The 17,470-nt window shown below is 59.0% G+C and carries 14 protein-coding genes and 1 pseudogene; 6 read left to right on the top strand and 9 right to left on the bottom strand.

The genetic code is table 11. The annotated features are described in order from the left end of the window. Positions 1-11 precede the first annotated feature (11 nt). The 5 genes from EJ075_RS25790 to iolG form a co-directional block, all read right to left on the bottom strand. On the bottom strand, positions 12-1,034 hold the full coding sequence (locus EJ075_RS25790) for a sugar ABC transporter substrate-binding protein (RefSeq protein ID WP_245458011.1): 1,023 nt from the start codon (positions 1,032-1,034) through the stop codon (positions 12-14). Between the two features lie 278 nt (positions 1,035-1,312). Continuing rightward, complete coding sequence (locus EJ075_RS25785; protein WP_126106256.1) at positions 1,313-2,281, bottom strand: hydroxyacid dehydrogenase; 969 nt, start codon at positions 2,279-2,281, stop codon at positions 1,313-1,315. Next, a complete protein-coding gene (locus tag EJ075_RS25780) occupies positions 2,281-3,090 on the bottom strand; it encodes an aldolase/citrate lyase family protein (protein WP_126106255.1) in 810 nt (269 codons plus the stop codon). Before EJ075_RS25780 ends, EJ075_RS25785 begins: the two co-directional genes overlap by 1 nt. A gap of 9 nt (positions 3,091-3,099) precedes the next feature. Then, positions 3,100-4,494 (bottom strand): NAD-dependent succinate-semialdehyde dehydrogenase, encoded by a 1,395-nt coding sequence (locus EJ075_RS25775; RefSeq protein WP_245458010.1) that lies wholly within the window; start codon positions 4,492-4,494, stop codon positions 3,100-3,102. A 42-nt stretch (positions 4,495-4,536) separates the two neighbouring features. Continuing rightward, a complete protein-coding gene (gene iolG, locus EJ075_RS25770) occupies positions 4,537-5,598 on the bottom strand; it encodes an inositol 2-dehydrogenase (RefSeq protein WP_206437577.1) in 1,062 nt (353 codons plus the stop codon). A 54-nt stretch (positions 5,599-5,652) separates the two neighbouring features. On the opposite strand from iolG, the gene iolD reads away from it, so the two are divergent. From iolD to EJ075_RS25745, 5 genes are all read left to right on the top strand, one after another. Further along, positions 5,653-7,503 carry a 3D-(3,5/4)-trihydroxycyclohexane-1,2-dione acylhydrolase (decyclizing) gene (gene iolD / locus EJ075_RS25765; protein WP_126106252.1) on the top strand — a complete coding sequence of 617 codons (1,851 nt, stop codon included), beginning with the start codon at positions 5,653-5,655 and terminating at the stop codon, positions 7,501-7,503. A gap of 1 nt (position 7,504) precedes the next feature. Beyond that, a complete protein-coding gene (locus EJ075_RS25760; RefSeq protein WP_126106251.1) occupies positions 7,505-8,323 on the top strand; it encodes an SDR family oxidoreductase in 819 nt (272 codons plus the stop codon). Between the two features lie 10 nt (positions 8,324-8,333). Then, complete coding sequence (locus EJ075_RS25755) at positions 8,334-9,389, top strand: sugar phosphate isomerase/epimerase (protein WP_126107462.1); 1,056 nt, start codon at positions 8,334-8,336, stop codon at positions 9,387-9,389. 50 nt (positions 9,390-9,439) lie between these two features. Next, the gene (locus EJ075_RS25750; protein WP_126107461.1) at positions 9,440-10,573 is read left to right on the top strand and encodes a Gfo/Idh/MocA family oxidoreductase; all 1,134 of its coding nucleotides are present in this window, start codon (positions 9,440-9,442) and stop codon (positions 10,571-10,573) included. Between the two features lie 532 nt (positions 10,574-11,105). Beyond that, entirely contained in the window at positions 11,106-12,134 is a 1,029-nt protein-coding gene (locus tag EJ075_RS25745) for a hypothetical protein (RefSeq protein WP_245458009.1), read from the top strand. 233 nt (positions 12,135-12,367) lie between these two features. Here the strand turns inward: EJ075_RS25745 and EJ075_RS25740 are convergent, their stop codons facing one another. The 3 genes from EJ075_RS25740 to EJ075_RS25730 form a co-directional block, all read right to left on the bottom strand. Then, complete coding sequence (locus EJ075_RS25740) at positions 12,368-14,101, bottom strand: hypothetical protein (protein WP_126106249.1); 1,734 nt, start codon at positions 14,099-14,101, stop codon at positions 12,368-12,370. A gap of 187 nt (positions 14,102-14,288) precedes the next feature. Further along, a complete protein-coding gene (locus EJ075_RS25735) occupies positions 14,289-14,984 on the bottom strand; it encodes a hypothetical protein (RefSeq protein WP_206437510.1) in 696 nt (231 codons plus the stop codon). Beyond that, entirely contained in the window at positions 14,977-15,738 is a 762-nt protein-coding gene (locus tag EJ075_RS25730; protein WP_348627381.1) for a DNA-processing protein DprA, read from the bottom strand. Before EJ075_RS25730 ends, EJ075_RS25735 begins: the two co-directional genes overlap by 8 nt. Before the next feature lie 813 nt (positions 15,739-16,551). On the opposite strand from EJ075_RS25730, the pseudogene EJ075_RS25725 reads away from it, so the two are divergent. After that, positions 16,552-16,731: pseudogene (locus EJ075_RS25725) on the top strand (JAB domain-containing protein); the annotation flags it as partial. Between the two features lie 255 nt (positions 16,732-16,986). On the opposite strand, the gene EJ075_RS25720 reads toward EJ075_RS25725, so the two are convergent. Continuing rightward, positions 16,987-17,466 carry a nuclear transport factor 2 family protein gene (locus tag EJ075_RS25720; protein ID WP_126106248.1) on the bottom strand — a complete coding sequence of 160 codons (480 nt, stop codon included), beginning with the start codon at positions 17,464-17,466 and terminating at the stop codon, positions 16,987-16,989. Between the last annotated feature and the right edge of the window lie 4 nt (positions 17,467-17,470).

The raw sequence follows: 17,470 nt of genomic DNA, 5'->3' as shown, positions 1-17,470 counted from the left end.
CCTTGTTGGCTCTACATATTCTTCTTGCAGGTATCCGTCGTTTCAATGCCTTTGCAGATTTCCGCCCAGGTCCAGACACCGGCCTTCACTACGTCGCCGAGGTTATCCTTGGTGATGTTCGAGACCGGAAGGAATACGGCGGGTACGTCCATGAAGGTGTTGTTGACCTTGCCGTTGATCAGGTTCTGCGGAACGCCTTTACCAGCCACGATCGATGCCACCACATCTGCGGCATAAGTCGCCTGAACCTTGAGATCCTTGAGCACGGAGTTGTCCTGCCAGCCCTGTGCCACGTAGCGCAGCGCTTCGACGGTTGCGTCCTGTCCGCCAGTCACCAGCTTGTCGCCTGGTTTGAAGCCCTGGGAAATCAGGGCCGCAACCGAGCCGCCGGTCGTGCCGTCGTTCATGCCGATGAACACATCGACGTCGCCGCCATTCTTGGTGAGGCAGTCTTCGGCGAAGCTCTGGGCGATCGTCGGATCCCAGTTCTGCGTGTATTGCTCGCAGACGACCTGTACCTTTCCGGCATCGATCAGCGGCTTAAGGAATTCATCCTGGCCCGCTTCATACTGCTTGGTGCCATATTCGCCCTGGTTGCCCTTCACCCGGGCGACTTTTACCGGGGTTTTCGACATCGCCTTGATCAGTTCGGCGGCGCGCTTGCCCTGCTCCCGGCCAACGGCAAGCGAGTCGAACACCACGTGAGCCTCGGCCTTCCCGCCGACGGCATCGTGATCGTAGAGCACGACCGGCACATTCGCCTTGGCCGCCGCCGCCAGTTCGCCGGCGGCAAGATTGGCGTCAGCGGAAGTGAGGAGGATGACCTTCGCCCCCTGGGCAATGGCGTCCTCGACCTGAGACTGCTGCTTGGACGGGTCGCCCTGGGCGTTCGCGACGACGACTTCAACGTCCGGAGCTTTCTCCTTCATGGCCGCAACGAAAAACGGGGCATCACGGCTTTCAAAGCGGATCGTCGTTTCATTGGGCAGGAGAAAGAAAACTTTCGCCTTGTCCGCAGCAGCGGCGCCGCCCATCAGGGCCGCGGAAATGACGGTTGACGCGAAAAGGGTAGAGATCAGTCGTTCCATTCATACCTCCCGTGGAACAATGGTTACCCGGAGCTGCGGGCCAGAGATCTCTCTCCTCGCCTTCTCCTCCCCGGCTGAACATCGACGCTTGCAATGCTCATTGCACAATTATGTATTCTGCAAAACACGATGAGTCAAAAGAAAAATGCAACGATGCATGACTGATCTATGAACCCGCAAAAAGCATTGCATCGAGGTGCCAACGTTGGACCGTACCCACCTCGTCAAGCGGCCTTGCCTGCGGATCGGTTCACGACCAGAGCCGGATCGATCTTCCCCGAAAAGAAATCGATCACGTTTCGGACGGAAGCCACGGCCATGCGCTCCCCGCATTCTTTTGTAAGTCCGGCGATGTGAGGCGAGAGGATGACCTGATCCAGATTGACCAATGGGTTGCCTTCGGCCGGCGGCTCACTGTCGAAGACGTCGAGACCTGCGGCGCCGACCTGGCCGGAGCGCAAAGCATCAACGAGAGCTTGCTCCTCGACAATGCCTCCTCTAGCCGTATTCACGAGGATAGCGCCGCGCCTCATGACAGCAAATTCTGCACGGCCTATCAGAGGTTGATCGGCCTTCGGTATGTTGATCGAAATGACATCGGCCCACGACAAACCATCACGCAGCGTGTCTGCCGCGCGGACCGGACCTTCGGGCCAGCCTTGCTCTTGCAAGTATGGGTCGAAGGCCCTGACCTCCATGCCAAAGCCGGAAGCCATGCGCGCCAGATGGCGCCCAATTCGGCCAAACCCGACAATGAGGAGATGCTTGCCCGAGATCTCCTCCGCCTCCAAATTGTTGCGCCATCCCCACTCATTGGGTAGCCGTACCGAGCGATCGGCACGAAGCGCACGTTTGGATGCGGCAAGGATCAGCATCATGGCGTGTTCAGCGACAGAGACTGAATTCACATCTCCAACAATCGTGAGCGCGATGCCGCGTTCGTTTAACGACGGCAGATGCACGGCGTCATATCCAACCCCATGCCGGGAGACGACCCTCAGGCGATCGGCTTTCGCAACAGTCTCGGCAGACAGGGGTTGAGTGCGAAGGACAAGTGCGTCGGCCTTGCCGATCAGAGGTGCATATGACTGCTCGGACACTTCTTCGACATAGTCGAACGTGACATCGGGCAGGCTGTTCAGGAGAGCTACGCCGGAGGGATGCAGTTTCCCGGCAACGAGGATGTGCGGCATCAGTAGGCCCCCTTCTCTCCGCCGATAGCGACCCGACCCGTCAATTCCCGAAACCGACCGACACTTGCAGCCGCGGCTGCGGCCAGGAGGCGAGAGTCCCCCGCGACGGTGGTCATGTTAAACCCCCATTCGATGGCGCGGGCGGCGTAGTCGGCGGTGCCGCAGTGCAAGGCGGCTTTGATGCCGTTGGCTTTGCAGGCCGCCACGATCCGGTGCAGGGCGTCAATCATCTCAGGCTCTTCGCGATCGAAGCCGGGGGACAGCCTGCCCTGCGTCAGGCTGAGCGTCAGATCCGCGGGCCCGACATAGATCCCGTCCAGGCCGGGTGTAGCAGCGATCTCATCGAGGTTGTCCATTGCCTGCTTGGTTTCGACCATTGCAAAAGCCAGGATTTCGTCATTGGCTTCGCCGGCGTAATTGGCGCCGGCTGCAAAGCTGACCCTGGTTGGTCCGAAGCTGCGCTGCCCTGACGGCGGATAACGCAGGTAGCTGACGAACTCCGCAGCCTGCGCGCCGGAATTTACCATCGGGCAGATAATGCCATATGCGCCCGCATCCAGCGCTTTCATGATGATACCGGGTTCGAGCCACGGAACACGAGCCATGGGTACTATCCCGGAAGCCCGCATTGCCTGAAACATGGGCAGCACCGTGGAATAGTCCAAAGCGCCGTGCTGGATATCGATCGAAACAGAGTCATAGCCTTGCGCCGCCATGATCTCGGCCGTGAAGGCATTGCCGATCGAAAGCCAACCGTTGATTGTCGGTCGACCCTCGGCCCAAATCTGCTTCAGCTTGTTCTTTATCATCCGAGCCTCCTAGAAGACGATTTGCGCGAGCTTGGTATCGAGGTAGTCGTTAATGCCTTCGGTCCCGCCTTCACGTCCCATGCCGGAGTGGTTGGTGCCGCCGAACGGAGCCTCGGATGCCGCCAGCGCGAAGCTGTTTATGCCGACCATCCCGGCCTTGAGCGCGGAAACGGTACGACGCGCTCGCCCAGGCGAACGGGTAAATGCGTAGGCGGACAGGCCCATGTCCGAGGCATTTGCCCTGGAGAGCGCCTCCTCTTCCTCGGTGAAGCGCGTGATCGCCGCGATGGGACCGAAGTTCTCCTGGTCGAAGACCTTCATGTCGTCGGTGACATCGGTCAGGACGGTCGGCTCGAAGAAGTGGCCCGAATTGAGATCGGGCGCGCGACCGCCGCCAGTGACCAAAGTCGCGCCTGCCTTCACAGCATCGGCGACGATGGCATCGATCTCTCTGAATCGCGCTGCATTTATCAGCGGTCCCATTTGGGTCGATGGATCGAGCCCATCGCCCAGCTTGAGGGCCTTGGCCCTCTTGACGAAGCTGTCGACGAACTGATCGTGAAGGCTGTCATGGATGAAGAACCGATCGGGCGTTACGCACACCTGGCCGGCATTCGCAAATTTCGTAGGCACCGACACGTTGAGCGCGAGCTCGAGATCCGCGTCGTCATAGACGATCAAGGGGGCGTTCCCGCCAAGTTCCATCGACACTTTCTTGACGGTGTCCGCCGCATCCCGGATCATCTGCTGGCCGACGCGGGTCGAGCCGGTCAGGGATACTTTTCGCACGGCCTTGTCGGCCATGATTGGGGCGTAGGTCGTGGCTGTCGGCCCCACCACCAGGTTGACCGTGCCCTTGGGAAGGTTGGCACGCATGCAGTCGACCATCACCATGGCGACGCCCGGCGTTTGGCTTGACGGACGCACGACGACCGAGCAGCCGGCGGCCAGCGCCGGCGCGACTTTGCGCGCGAGAAGCGCTGCGGGAAAGTTCCAGGCGGTGAAGGCGCCGACGATGCCAACCGGTTCCCGGGATACTTCAAAACGGCCGCCGGGAACACGCGATTCAATGATCCTGCCGTAGATCCTCCGCGCCTCCTCGGCGAACCACCTGAATTGGTCGATCGCCAATGTCCACTCTCTCTCCGCCTGTGCGACGGGTTTGCCCGTCTCGAGCGAAATCATGCGTTTGGCTTCCTCGGCACGCCGGGTCAACTCGTCCGCGATCTTGTGAAGGGCGTCAGCACGGGCGAACCCGCTGGCGGACCGCCATTCCCGCAGCCCTCTGGCGGCCGACGCGAGAGCGGCCTCGGTATCAGCCACGGTCGCAACGGGCACGGCGCCCATTGCTTGGTCGCTGACGGGGCTCACGACTTCGGCTTGCGTCTTGTCCGATCCGGCCACCCACTGGCCATCGATGAACAGACCATAGTTCTTGTACATGGATCACCCAATCTCCCTGATGCTGACGGTGCGGCGCTCTGCCGCCGACCTGATTGCCGCCTCGGCCAGGACGAGGGCCGCATGGCCGTCCTCGAACCCGACTTCCGGCCTTTTTCCCATTTCGATGGCATCCACGAAGGCGCCGATTTCGGCCATGAAGGCCTCGGCGTATCGATCGATGAAAAAGTTGAGAAGCGGCGCCGCCTTGCCCGTGAAGTCGGCCCTGTAGAGGCTGGTCATGTGCGGCCGGCGATTTTCCGACACCAGCATGCCCCCGGAACCCAAGGCCTCCACACGCTGGTCATAGCCGTAAGTGGCCTGCCTCGAATTGTTGATGATGCATTGCTTGCCCATCGCTGTTTTGAGAACGACCGAAACGGTGTCGTAATCATCCAGCCGATCCATCAACACCTTGTCGACCAGCCGGCTTCCGGCAGCGAACACTTCAGTGACCTCTTCACCCAGAACAAACCGCGCCATATCGAAGTCGTGAATGGTCATGTCGCGGAAAATACCGCCGGAAGCCTCGGCATAGGCCACTGGCGGCATTCCAGGATCGCGCGATGTGATGACCACCTGGTGGAGATCGCCGATGTTCCCCGCATGGACCGCGTCGCGTAGCGCCCGATGACCAGGGTCGAAGCGCCTGACAAAGCCCAACATGATCGGGACATCGCTCTTGGACCGGATGACCTCTGCACACTTTTGGACGCGGCTTAAGTCGAGATCGATCGGCTTCTCGCAAAGAACCGGTTTGCCGGCAGTGACCGCCCTCTCGAGCAAATCAGCGTGGGTTGGCGTGGATGTCGCGATCAACACCGCATCGACGTGCTCGTTCTCGATCACGGCATCGACAGAATCGAAAACCGGCACACCCAGTTTAGCGCCCACCTCTTCAGCCGCGGGACGATAGACATCGAGCACGCCGGCAAGCGATGCGCGGGGATGCGCGGCAATGTTGGCCGCATGCATGCGACCGATCCTGCCGCAGCCAAGCACTGCGATTTTCAACAAGGCCTCCTCCCTTCGCACATTTTTGCAATGCTTGTTGCGAAACTCTTGCATTGTCAATTAATATTTCGTAGGTAACTCGAAACCTGATGCATGGGAGGAGATGCGATGTCCCGCGAGACCGTGCGCCTGACGATGGCGCAGGCGTTAGTGCGCTATTTGTGCAATCAATTCACGGAGATAGACGGGCAGAAGGTGTCTCTGTTCGCCGGTGTCTTCGGCATCTTCGGCCATGGCAATGTCACCTGCCTTTCCGAAGCGCTTGAAGCGGTACAGGACAAATTGCCGACCTGGCGCGGCCAGAACGAGCAGTCGATGGCACTCGCCGCGGTTGCCTTTGCAAAGGCGTATCGACGTCGCCGGCTCATGGTCGCCGCGACATCGATCGGGCCGGGCGCGACCAACATGATAACCGCTGCTGGAACGGCGCATGCCAATCGCCTGCCGGTGCTTCTTATTGCCGGAGATATCTTCGCAAATCGCGTGCCGGATCCGGTCATGCAGCAGGTCGAGCATTTCAACGATCCGACGATATCGGTCAATGACGCCTTCAAGGCCGTGACGCGGTATTGGGATCGCATCCTGCTGCCCGAGCAGATCATTTCGTCGCTGCCTCAAGCCGTCGCCGCAATGCTCGACCCGGCCGATTGCGGACCAGCATTTCTCGGCCTCGCGCAGGATGCGCAAGAGGTGGCGTATGACTATCCACTTGCCTTCTTTGAACCGACGACCTGGGCTGTGCCGCGTCCAAGGCCGGACCGCAACAAACTGTCAGAGGCCGTGGAACTGTTGAAGAAGGCAAAGAAGCCGCTCATTATATCGGGCGGTGGCGTCCGATACTCGATGGCCGAGGAACTGGTAGCTGATTTCGCGGTTCGGCGCGGCATTCCGATCGTGGAGACCATAGCCGGCAAAAGCGCTCTCACACATGACCATCCCGCGCACGCCGGACCTATTGGCATCATCGGTTCGACCTCAGCGAATGCGCTGGCGCAGGAGGCAGATGTCATCCTGGCGATCGGAACACGGTTGCAGGATTTCACGACTGGATCCTGGACTGCATTCCGGCGAGACGCCAGATTCATATCGATCAACGCCGCCCGCTATGACGCGAACAAGCATCGTGCGGTCGCGGTCGTCGGCGATGCGCTCGAAACGGTTACCGAACTGGACGCGGCGCTCGGCGACTGGAAGGTCAGTCCCGACCACATGAAGCGCGCGAAAGCACTGTTCGCGGAGTGGAACAAGCTCCTCGACGAATATCAGGCACCCACCAACGGGCCTGTTCCCACCTATGCCCAAGTCGTCGCAGTGGTGAATGAAGCCGCCAAACCGAATGACACGCTGATTGCCGCCGCCGGCGGCACGCCAGGCGAAGTCACCAAGGGCTGGCGAGTAAAGCAGAGCAACACGTTCGATTGCGAATTCGGCTTCAGCTGCATGGGTTATGAGATAGCCGCCGGCTGGGGTCATGCCATGGCGAAGAACGGCGACGGCACGCCAATCGTGATGATCGGCGACGGCACCTACATGATGATGAATTCCGATATCTATTCGACCGTGCTCGCCGGCCACAAGATGATCGTGGTGGTTTGCGACAATGGCGGTTTCGCCGTCATCAACCGGCTGCAGCAATTCAAGGGTGTTCCCGGCTTCAACAATCTCCTCAAGGATTGCCGCGTCAAGGAGCCGTTTGCCGTCGATTTCGTGAAGCATGCGGAATCCATGGGGGCGCTGGCTCGCCGTTGCGAAAGCCTCGCCGATCTCAAGGCCGCTATGGAATGGGCGCAAGAGACCGACAGCACCACCGTGCTCACCATCGTCACCGATGCCTTTGCATGGGTGCCCGGAGACGCCGACTGGGACGTTGGCGTGCCAGAGGTCTCCGAGCGTGAGTCCGTGCAGAAGGCGCGCGTCCAGCAACTTGAAATCCGCAGCAAGCAGCGGGTCGGAGTTTGACGTGAACCGGATAGATGGGAAAATAGCAGTCGTCACTGGCGGCACGCAGGGCCTCGGCGCGGCCGTTGCCAGGCTTTTCGCCCAGGCGGGCGCGGCAGGCATCATCACCTGCGGTCGCGACCGAAATAAAGGCGAGGATGTCGCCCAAGCGATATCAGCCGAAACCGGTGTCCCCGTCACTTTCGTGGTCGCAGACCTTGAGAATGTCGATCATTGCCGGACCGTCTTGGCGCAGGCCGAAGCCACATACGGGCGCGTCGACATCCTCGTGAATGCAGCCGGCCTCACCGATCGCGGAAACCTGCTCAACACCAGTCCTGAATTGTTCGACCGCATGTTCGCGATCAATGTCAGGGCGCCGTTCTTCCTGATGCAGGAAGCCGCGAGCTTGATGATCAGCCAGGGCATAAAGGGAAGCATCGTCAACATCGGCTCGACATCGGAGAGAGCCGGCCAACCCTTCCTGTCCTCCTATTCAGCGTCGAAAGGCGCCCTCGCCACCCTGACCCGAAATTCCGGCTACGCGCTCATGCGCAACCAGATCCGGGTGAACCAGCTCGATATCGGTTGGATGGCGTCTGACGGCGAAGACCGCGTGCAGCGGGAATATCATCGCGCCGAGGCAGACTGGCTGGCCAAAGCCGCAGCGGCTCAACCCTTTGGCCGGCTGCTCGCGCCCGAGGAGGTTGCCCGTGCGGTTCTCTTCCTGGCATCGGACGATTCCGGCATGATGACGGGCGCGGTTGTCCATTTCGATCAATCGGTTTGGGGCGCCTATGATGGTGGACCCCCGGCACCCGCACTGGCCTTATCCGCATGAGGACGCGATGATGAAAACCATAAAAGGACCCGGCATTTATCTGGCGCAGTTCGCAACCGACGAGGCGCCGTTCAACACGCTTCCCGGCCTCGCCGGCTGGGTCGCGGACAAGGGCTTTGCCGGCGTCCAGATACCGACCTGGGACACGCGCCTCATCGATATGAAGCTTGCGGCCGAAAGCAAGACGTATTGCGATGAGCTGAAGGGCGTTGTCGCCGAAAAGGGCCTCGAACTGCCCGAGCTCGGATCACACATCACCGGTCAGCTGGTGGCCGTGCATCCCGCGCATGACCGCATCATGGATAGTTTTGCTCCGGCGGCCGTCCACAACAACCCGGCAGCCCGGCGCGCCTGGGCAGAGGAACAGATGAGGTTCGCCGCCCGGGCTTCGCGCAACCTTGGCATCGACCGCCATGTGAGTTTCACGGGCTCGCTTCTGTGGCCGTACCTCTACCCCTATCCGCAATGGCCGGAAGGTCTGGTCGACGATGCCTTCGACGAACTGGCCCGTCGCTGGCTGCCGATCCTCAACGACTTCGACGAGCAGGGTGTGGATCTCTGCTTCGAAATCCATCCCTGTGAGGATGTTCATGACGGGCTGACATTCGAGATGTTCCTCGAGCGAGTCGGAAACCACCCGCGCTGCAACATCCTTTACGACCCCAGCCACTTTGTCCTGCAGGCCCTGGATTACCTCGCCTTCATCGATCACTACCACGAGCGCATCAAGATGTTCCACGTCAAGGACGCGGAGTTCCGGCCCAACGGCAAGACTGGTGCATATGGTGGTTTCCAGCCATGGTCCAAGCGCGCCGGACGCTTCCGGTCACTCGGCGATGGCCAGGTGGATTTCGGGACGATCTTTACCAAGCTATCCACCTACGGCTTCGATGGTTGGGCCACTCTCGAATGGGAATGTTTTATCAAGAACCCTGAAGACGGTGCCGCGGAAGGCGCCAAATTCATTCGCGAACACATCATCCGTGTCGCCGACCGCGCTTTCGACGATTTCGTAAAATCTGGCGCCAACAAAGCCGCCAACCGGGCGATGCTCGGGCTAGACTGAGGCAGAGACAAATGTCCGATACGACGAAGACGAGGCCCCTCCGACTGGGTATGGTGGGCGGCGGCCAGGGAGCCTATATCGGCAACATTCACCGCATCGCCGCGAGGCAGGACGGCGCATGGCAACTCGCCGCGGGAGCTTTCGATGTCGACGCGGCCCGCGGCCACGCCTTTGCGGCTCGCGAAGGCCTCGATTCCAGCCGTTCCTATGACGACTACAAGGCAATGATCAAGGGAGAGTTGTCTCGCGAAGACAGGATAGACGCCGTCGCCGTCTGCACGCCGAACTTCACACACTTCCCCATCGGCAAGGCTTTCCTGGAAGCCGGCTTTGACGTCATTTGCGAGAAGCCGCTGACGGCAACCCTGGAAGACGCCATTTCGCTCGAGAAGCTGGTGCGCGACAGCGGCAGGTTCATGGGCGTGACCTACACCTATTCGGGCTATCCGATGGTGCACGAAGCACGGCACATGGTCGCCAGCGGCCAGCTCGGAAAGATCCGGACCGTCCAGGTCGAATACCCGCTGGAGTGGATGGCGACCGCCATCGAGACAGAGGGCAACGCCCAGGCAGCTTGGCGTACCGATCCAAAGAAAAACGGCAGAGGTGGCTCGATCGGCGACATCGGCACACATGCCTACCACCTTGCGGGTTTCGTCTCCGGCCTTAAGCTTGAGTCTCTGACGGCGGATCTCGCTACGTTCGTCCAAGGGCGGGCGCTCGATGACAACGCTCATGTGATGCTTCGGTATCAAGGTGGCGCCCGCGGTCTTCTATGGTCTTCCCAGGTGGCGCTGGGATCCTCAAATGGTGTGCGGCTGCGCGTATTCGGGGAGAAGGCTTCGATCTCCTGGTTCCAAGAACAGCCGAACGAACTTGTTCACGCGCGCCTTGGCGGGCGAACTGAAATCATCAAGCGTGGCGCCGACGATCTCAGCGAAGCAGCAAAGGCGCGAACCCGAACGCCACCGGGACATCCGGAGGGATACTTGGAAGCGTTCGCCAATCTGTATGCCGGGTTCGCGGAGGCGATCCATGCCAAGCGCGAAAAGCGCGAGCCCATGCCCATAGGTCGTGATATCCCAACTGCCTACGATGGCCTGAAGGGCGTCGCCTTCGTCGACGCAGTCGTTGACAGCGCGACCGCTACTAACCCTGCTTGGATGACGCCCGTCGCCGTTTGAAACTGTGTCTGCTGTCGGGCATCGACAGAGTTGATCTCAATGTCCGATATGAGGCGCAAGGCAGTCATAAGCTGCAACGTGGCTCCGTCGAGCAGACCATGCATGATCTAGCATCCATGTGGCCTAAGCTGTGTCTTAAAAGCTTTCCAAACTTGCGATAAATCAGAGGCTGCCGTCGAAGCACGTTGTCTGCCATTTCCCGGCAGTAGGATGTCGGCCGCGATCGAATTGAGACCATTCCATAATGCATCTGACACGCCTCGAGCTTTATAAACGGGTCTGCGATAGGCCTCTCAGTAAGGCCGCCCCGGAGCTCGGAATTTCTGGCACGGCACTAGCCGCTATCTGCAAACAATTCCAAGTTCCCTACCCCGGTTCAGGGTACTGGACCCGCAAGTCTCTCGGGCTTCCGGCAGAGCTGCCAACGCTGCCGGAAGCACCTGAAGAGGCCATCGAAATAACACCCTCCGCCCCAAAGCCACCACGACAGAAGAGAACGTCGGCAAAAAGCTCCGCACGCCAGACAAGGTCATTGGCGAAACCCCGTCGCCCGGCACGTCACCCGCTGCTGTTTGGTGTCGAAGAACATTTGCGAAAAACGCGGGATGTGAAAGAGGGCGAGTTCCTGAGACCCTACAAGCGGATCCTGCCAGATCTGATTTCTTCAGAAACTGCGCTGCTGCGCGCGCTCTCGATCGCCAATGAACTCTACCTTGCGCTGGACGAACAGGGATACCGAGTTCACATCGCTGAGGCCGCCGGTGACCTTCATCGCGTCCACGTCAACGAACAGGAAGTGGAGCGAAAGGACCGCAAGTACGGACGCTACCACTCCGGAAGCATCTGGGCTCCGGACCGACCGACCGTCTTCTACATTGGTACGGTGCCAATAGGGGTCGCTCTCACCGAGATGACCGAAAGAGTGACGATGCGATATCTCAACGGCGACTACCATCGCGAGGACAGCAGGTTCATACGCTCAGCTAAGCCTTGGCAACTGACGCATTCCTGGACAACAGAGCAGGATATGCCTTCGGGACGTTTTCGGGTGATTGCCTACTCCCCGAAAACGGGCGTCGATTGGTCCGTTAGCTGGCAGGAGACCGAACACGACGCGCTTGGCACGCTGATCCCAAAAATCGTCGAGACCTTGGAAGCGGCTAAGGACAATGTGCAACGCCTTATGGACGCCGAGGATGTGGCCGCGGCGAAGAGGAAAAAAGAGCGAGAGGAGGAGTGGGAGCGCTATGAAAGGCGAGAGGATGCCCGCAAGACGGCTCAAGCTCTTGCCGATAGCCAGCAGCAGCTTGCGGAAATTATCGAGAGGTGGGGAAAGGCTATGACGGTAGAGCGCTTTTTCACGGATGCGGAAGAGCGCCTAAAGTGCATGAACGATGAGCGTCGGCAGCGCCTAGGGGAGCGCCTGACGCTCGCGCAGGCTATGATGGGAAACGTGGATCCGCTGGATTTCATAGAAGGCTGGATAGCCCCGGGGCAGAGACACCGTCCAAAGTTCGGTAGTGACGTTCCCGGCTCCGACGGGGTGGATAGCGACAGCTGACGAGTGAGGTCGTGATAGCGATACTGACGATCAACGAGCAGCTTCGAGTGTTTTGAACAGTCGGTCGACGTGTGAACCATCCTGATTGCACAACGTAGCCGCCGATTGCCGCATGCGTCGCTGGAAGGTCTTTCGAAGCCGGAATTCTTAACGCTTGCCAAGTCGTGCTTACCGAATCTGGCCCAAACCGGACCTTGATATTAGGCCTGGACCTCCGGCTGGAAGCGGCCCTCTCAGGAACCGCTCTTGAAGGCGATCAGGATCGTCCCTGGTGGCATCTCCTTCGCGTCCAAGTCTACCGTATCAAATGGGTGCGCACCGTCGGCGAGAAACGCGTCGATCATGGCCTGACGCTCTTCTGAGTTTCGCCATGACTGTTGGGCGAACCGCATAATGGGGGAGTCCGCAACGCCCTCATACTCCACGACAATTCCAGCAAACTCAGCTTTGGCAACAACACGATTGATAATCTTGTCCACCTCTTCGTTGTAGGTGTGGATGACGTGTTGGATGAAGGCCGTGTCACCATCCGATGCCTTCAGAAGGCGCTCGATTGTCCTGAAATTCGCGATCGGCGTATTCTCATCGCCGAAGAACATCCCCGCGTTATCCGACGTCACGATTAGCGGTTCCACAACCAGTACGAACGACTCAAATCGGGGCGGTTTATCTGGAGGTAACCAAGACTTCATCGCGCTGATACCGGCAGGCGTGCGCAAGAATTTCTGGATCGCCTCTGACTGCCGAAAGGCCTTGGAGACACCATCTTGTCGGATCGCCTTAAGCTGGTCCTTCGCCCAACGAGGCGGTATAGGGCCCTTTAACTCGCAGACAAAGAGCACATAGCCAAGCGTAGGCTCCTCACAAATGACTAGTAGGTCTATGTCGGGGAGTTGCGGGTCGAACTTGGACAGGGAAATCTCAGTAAGGCATCGAAAACCGGCCGTCTCGAAAGCAGATTTCACTCTTGCGACGAAACCAACGCCGAGCTCCCCGCCAACATTGCGTAGGAACAATTGTGGGCGTCGGATGGCGACCACCCTCAAGAGATTGACCAGTCCCTCGTGGGTGGTGAAATCCACCGATCTCATAACGACGCGACGGGCACCGGCTCCCTCTCTCATTAGAGAGAAATATGATGCATCAAGCTTCTCAGCGCGCTTTGAATCATCGAAAATTATGTCGTCCAGAACGCTCGCTATCTTGGACCGGGTCAATCCCGTTGCCATCTCTAGGTCGTTCACAAGCTCGTCGTACTCAATGAAGATGGCCCCGACCTGATCGTTGGCCTCGCCAAAGCGCCGATGATAGAGCGCATTGCCAAGCATGAAGCGATATACGGTTTGAAACTCGGCATAGGTGTAGCCGCCGAGATCCGCTGAAGACGTTGGGTCCAGTATTGAGAAATATGCCCTCAGCTTCTGATCCACCTCCTGGTCGATGTGAAGCGATGCCGCCTCGACGTCTGGGGAGATCTGGCCCTCGGCTTCGCCCCTAAGCAACGTGCGGGCCGTCTCGACATAGGTGCTATCGGCGAACATCTCTCGGGAAAGCTCCAGATGTTCATTCCACATCGTGTAAAATTGCCGTGGCAGTGATGGGTCAGTGTAGCGAACCTGCACCGACTCATGCTCGAACGCCCACTCCACGGCGCCGGGTACGTTGTACGAATAGTATAAAAGTTCGCGTAGCGAGTAGTAATGCATGCAGAACGAAAGGTCCGACAGAAGTGTCCCTATGTCGGGCGGCGGACCTAGTTTGCCACTTACGAGATACGGAGCGAGGATCGTAATGCCGTGTGCCATGGATGAAGCGAGGCCAAAAGTCTCGATGCTGGATGCCGCCTGCTCTTGAATATTGCTGACCAATGCTAGAGCCGCGTTGGCGTCGTAGTCCAAGGTCTCGAGCCGCGCAAAATGGCCATCGAGAAACCGCTCAAATTCCTGAAACGAGTCCATGGCGCTCAAACCCACTTTCGCCTTGGGGTAGGGCTAAGGCCCCGATTAGCCACACGGGGCTGACCGCGTGCCACAGAAAGTGGCTTGCTTGCATAACTCCGTTGGTCGCGATCGGCTCACTCGTGCTCTTTCCGATCGCGGCAGTTCCAGCGGCCAACGTCATTTCAAATTTTTTCGAGAAAGACACTTGTCGATACTAGTCGTCAACACTGCCGAACAGCTCCTGCATCTGCTTGACCCAGCCATCGCTGGGCGGCGGGATTGCCCGGCGAGCGATAAACATTCCGAAGATAGGGACGTTAGGGAAGCGCGCAGCGAGCTTGATTTGCACTGCCCGATAATGCGTGCCGGCGGTGAGCACGTCGTCGAAAATCGCGATCGAGCTGACTGGCTTGCTACTGGCCAAGGGCTCGTTGATTTCATAAATGGCGAGCAAGTCTTCGACGGTCGGCCGATTGTTCGACTCATGCGCGGCGGCATGCGAACTATCGTGACGCACAAGCTCGCGGACGTCTGGCGGCGGGACGCTTAATAGCCTGGCTATTTGGGTTAGACGATCATCGTAGTCCGGATGACCTGGGGCCTTCGAAGACGGAACTGGCACCAACGTTCCGCTAGTCAGCCATTCAGGATTGAGTGCGAGCCGCATCGCGCCAGCGCACTTTCCAATGGCTTCGCCCTTATACTTCCATCCGCCCTTCGTCAGCCGCTCGGAGGGCTTTTTCTTGAGGTTGTGGATAAGCTGGTTCGTATCGCTGAACTTGAAGCCGAGACCGTTGGTATGCTCGAAGGCGGTAAATTCGTACAGGAACATGCACTTATCGTTGGCGGTCAGCCTGGTGTGATCGCCGCGGTTACTGTCATCGATCTCGCGATAGAAAACCTTAGTCAAGGCTGCCCCAGATATCGTCCATCGAGCGCACTCGAATGGCACCTTGCGCCTCATAGTTGCTCGGCCATTTGAGGCCTTTTTGGAAGCACGAATCCAGGATGAAAAGCTTACGCTTTTGATGCAGGGCTGCACGCGCTTGCGTCAGCGTGCCTGACGTGTCGCTCGCCTCAACGATAATCGTCGCCTCGGTCAGCGCACTCATGGTGATGTTGCGCTCCGGGAAGAAAAGCCTGTTTTGAGGCACGTTTTGGGCACCATATCGCAGGAAAGGGATCTGCGAGATCAGAAGGAACTCTCTCGCAATCCGATCCTGGAGGTCGCGATTTTCCTTCGGGTAGTAGGTGCCAAGGGGTGTCCCAATGACGGCGATCGTGCGGCCGCCGTTTTCTATGGCCGCATCATGCGCCGTTCGGTCAATGCCGGCAGCGAGGCCCGAGACAATCGTGAAGTCGTCGCGTCGATCCTCGCGCTTGCGAGCCGTCAGAGAGAATGCCAACTGCCTAGCTCGCTGCTTTCCCTCTTCGGAGGCCTCTCGAGCTCCAACGATGGCGATGCACCGCGTCTCGGTTAGCTCCCAGATGCCCTGAAAGTAGAGCAGTTCAACGGGGTATTTCGCGTCACGCAATTTCGCAGGGTAGTCGCCGGCATGGTGGATGCGAACGCCAAAGCGAGAGACGCCTTTGACGCTGGCCTCGGAAAGGACCTTACGGGCACACTCTTCCGCTTGGGCCGGCCGAACGAAATCCGAAGGCATTGCCGTCGGATCCTTGGCAAACTTGTCAGCGATCGTCTTGAACGTGGCGCCTTGCTCAAGCCACATAGCCTCGTAAGCGCCCAATTCGCGGCGAGGCGAGATCGGCGATGCTGCGGGCCCGAAGTCCTCTTTGCGCGCTAGATACATGGTCGGCTCTCTCTCGTGTCATGCACCCTGATCTAGTTTTCAGCCTAGCTCAAGAGCGTTAAGGGAATGATCCCCATATGGTCGCGGCGTGCCGAGAGGCCATAGAGGTCACTGTCGCGGCAAATATGTTCACTATATGTTCCAGTTTTCAAGAGGCACCCTTGCCCGAATAGTAGATCACAGAAGACATCGCCGGCGTAATCGTTGCAAAAGATCGGCGCACCGCACGTACGTCTCGACCGAACGGGCGACCCAGCTCTAGAGTGTCCGATTGTGAGATCTCGGATTCGACGGACTCTTGACGCCGCCAAGAGCCGGCTCGCGATGCGGCGGTTCCGAAGCCCGTTTCGTGGTCTTGTTCGAGAAATTGGGGGGGCGCCACGGTTCAGGCGTTCTGCGGTGACGGCACCCGCATTGCGCCCGTGTCTAACCCGAAGTCATCGCTCGGCAACGCTAGAGTAGTGGAAGGGCCGTTCAGCCGTCCCGAGTGGCACCAGCGCGAAAAGATGAGGGTTCGGAATCCGTGGTTGACCGGGACGTTGGGGTACTGCGCAAATGCGACCATTCCCATGCGTGAAAGATCACAAGTGGTCACTCGGCACATACCCCAACTAACGACCCCTGCCCTCCAAGGTTGGAATTCAAGCATTTGATAAATATCATTATTCCGTTCTTGGTGTGTTGACGCATAATCATCCGTCAGGCGACCCGACGCCGTCGCGCGCCGACATCGAGATGACCAAGCTGGTCATCGAGACGGCCAAACCGCTCGGCATCGCCGTTCATGATCACATCATCATCGGCAAGAAGGGTCATGCCAGCATGAAGGGCCTGCTGCTGATCTGACACACGATTTGAAATATGCATCGGCTTCTCGTCGGAAGCGTCCGGCGCTGGCTTCACCATGTTCGCGCCTGCCATGATGGCGAACCAACGGAAGAGCTCGCCAGCCCGCGACTCGACAGCTCGACAGCTCGACCTAGGCGGCGCCCGATAACCTCGGCAATCCGCTTGAAGAGAACGCTTCCATCAGAAACCGACCGCCGACGCGCCATAGCTGCACGCTTCCCGCCAGCCATCTTGAATCGGAAGACATTTCGATCAATCGGCCCTGCCGATTTCGGTCGCTTGATGCGCCACATTCCTCCATTGCCCATTTTCATGAACGTATACGCGAAGGTGCCGGGCTCTCTTCACTACGGAAGATCCCCCGCTTGTTCTGTACGCATTGTGATAACGTCCAACGACAACGGCGACATTGCAGTAGATCATCGCTTTGTTTTCGTCGATGACGAAGGTGGAAAACAGCGCGCGTTCACCCCTACGGCCTGCGATGAATTGCGATTTGTTGCGAGCGCCACCAGAGCTTTCGACATGAGAATAGTCGTCGGCAGTGATCTCTTCCAGAAACCCCACGTCGTTGCGAAGCAATGCGTCGATGCGCATGGAATCTAGCTCGAGGACTTCCTTCTTGGCTACCTCGCTGTTCACGCATTGCTGACTCACTGGCTGGGCGACCGCGAGCGATATTGGCAGGCAGAGCGAAGCGATGGCCGCTAAGGCACGAAGGTTCCGGGCCAATTGA

The organism is Mesorhizobium sp. M6A.T.Cr.TU.016.01.1.1 (assembly GCF_003952585.1).
Taxonomy (GTDB): Bacteria; Pseudomonadota; Alphaproteobacteria; order Rhizobiales; family Rhizobiaceae; genus Mesorhizobium; species Mesorhizobium mediterraneum.
The sequence above is the reverse complement of the archived record's forward strand: the minus strand, read 5'-3'. Positions and strand labels throughout refer to the sequence as shown.